This window comes from Wolbachia endosymbiont of Mansonella ozzardi (genome assembly GCF_020278625.1).
GTDB lineage: Bacteria > Pseudomonadota > Alphaproteobacteria > Rickettsiales > Anaplasmataceae > Wolbachia.
In genome coordinates, this window is sequence record NZ_JADAKK010000085.1 from 1 (window position 1) to 1,949 (window position 1,949).

A 1,949-nucleotide genomic window follows, 5' to 3' on the forward strand; every position below is an offset into this window, starting at 1 on the left:
AAGGATTTTAATAGGAAAAACAATATGTCATCCGTCACTTTTATTTTACCTGATGGAAGCAAGAAAAGTTATGAAGCTGCAGAGGGAGAGACTCTGCTTAACTTAGCTCACAGAAACGACCCAGACTTGCTTGAAGGCGCATGTGAAGGTTCTCTTGCCTGCTCTACATGCCATGTAATCGTTAATCCAAAATTTTATGATGATGTAGAAACGTATAATCCTGTATCTGATGAGGAAAATGACATGTTAGATCTAGCTTTTGGCTTGACAGAGACATCAAGGCTTGGGTGCCAAATAAAAATTACAAAAGATATTGATGGCTTGTGTGTAACCATACCAAGAGGGACAAGAAACATATCGCTTAATAAATAAGGGAATGATTAGCTGTGCGTAAGGTTTTTATCTATATTGTCATCTCTTTACTTTTATTTATCCCCGCGGCTTATAGTGGTTTTTGGTATTTTTCTGCGTGTAAAACAAAAAATCTTTTAGCGGAAACAATACTATACATTAACGATGAAAAACTCGATATTTCACATGATTTTAGCGGATTCCCTTCTGATCTAATTTTCCATGTGACAAACCCAAAGTTTTCCAGTGAGGGATTAACTATCTCATCAGAAGCTTTAGTGATAAAAAATAGACTATTCGATAAATCAGTATATATCTACATGCCAAGCAATGAAATCAATATTACCGTTCATGGCAACAAGACAAAGAATATAAAATGTCACACAAACAATAACAATCACTTTGTTGTCAAACTAAACAATTTACCATCTTTGCTAAGGTTTGACAAAAATGGTACTGTGATAGACTATATAGAAACACTTCGTTACGCAGATAATGGGCTGAGATGTGATATTGCATCTGATTCAGAAAATCAGCAGAGTATTATAACTGAAGTGAATGGTAAAAGTAATTATATTCAAATTGATCTCAACAAAGAACTGAATGAAAATGTTAAGCTAGGATTTGATTTTTATACTTACCGGTATGAAAATACTGCAATTCCCGAAAGTTATCTTAATATCGACATTAAATTTGATTATGAGTTTGTAAACCACATTTCAGCTTCCAGAATTAATCTCAACATAGAAAAATTTTTAATTCAAAGTAATAATTTTTCTCTTACTGCAGACGGTGGAATAAACAATTACAATCTGATTACATCTTCATTTAAAGATAAAATCAACGTGGACGTGTCAAATTACAAGGAATTGATCCCGCTTTTAACTGGTGAGAAAAATTACTCAAAAGCTTCAGATGTATTTAAAAATTTAATATCTTCCTTATCAGAAAAAACAACTGATGACAGCATTCAATTTTCAATAAGATATGACGATAATGTAGGGTCAAGTTTTATTGGAAAGTTATCTACTACTGATTTTATGAACCAACTAAGTAAGGTCATTGAGCTAACCAAGAATGAAAGCGGTAGTTAGCTTACTTTTTACATTGACATTCCACTTAAGCATAAATGCTTTTACTTTAGATGATAAACTTATAAACAAAAGTATGGAAAAGCGAGCAACTAATTTATTTGAAATAATAAAGTGTCCAATATGTTCTGGTGAGTCATTATCTGAATCCGAGTCTAAGATTGCACACGATATGCGCAAGACGATTCGTAAAAAGATCAGTGATGGACATGCCGACGAGCAAATAATTTCAGAGCTGAAAAATTCTTATGGAGATTCAATTATAATCATTCCGCCTGTGAAATTTAGCACTTATGTTTTATGGTTTATTCCACTTATAATTCTGCTAATAGGGTGTTTTCTGATACGAAAATACACCAAGTAGCCCCTACTCCTGTCATCCCACAGTGCCCCGACACTTGTATTATAGGTATTGTATATTAAATTAACGCCGTAAAGCTATAATAAGCAAGGAGTGGTACTGTGGGATGACAGGAGTAGGGGCTACTTGGTGTATTTTCGTATCAG

General features: G+C 33.6%; 3 protein-coding genes. All 3 read left to right on the top strand.

The genetic code is table 11. From position 1 onward, the window contains the following. Positions 1 to 24: 24 nt before the first annotated feature. Genes IHO40_RS05630 through IHO40_RS05640 form a run of 3 tightly spaced genes read left to right on the top strand, consistent with a single transcriptional unit; the run spans position 25 to position 1,806 of the window. On the top strand, positions 25 to 372 hold the full coding sequence (locus IHO40_RS05630) for a ferredoxin family 2Fe-2S iron-sulfur cluster binding protein (protein WP_225537154.1): 348 nt from the start codon (positions 25 to 27) through the stop codon (positions 370 to 372). 14 nt (positions 373 to 386) lie between these two features. After that, positions 387 to 1,445: a hypothetical protein gene (locus tag IHO40_RS05635; RefSeq protein WP_225537152.1), complete on the top strand. Its 1,059-nt coding sequence runs from the start codon at positions 387 to 389 to the stop codon at positions 1,443 to 1,445. Next, positions 1,429 to 1,806: a cytochrome c-type biogenesis protein gene (locus IHO40_RS05640; RefSeq protein ID WP_225537153.1), complete on the top strand. Its 378-nt coding sequence runs from the start codon at positions 1,429 to 1,431 to the stop codon at positions 1,804 to 1,806. The genes IHO40_RS05635 and IHO40_RS05640 overlap by 17 nt, the downstream gene beginning before the upstream one ends. Positions 1,807 to 1,949 lie beyond the last annotated feature (143 nt).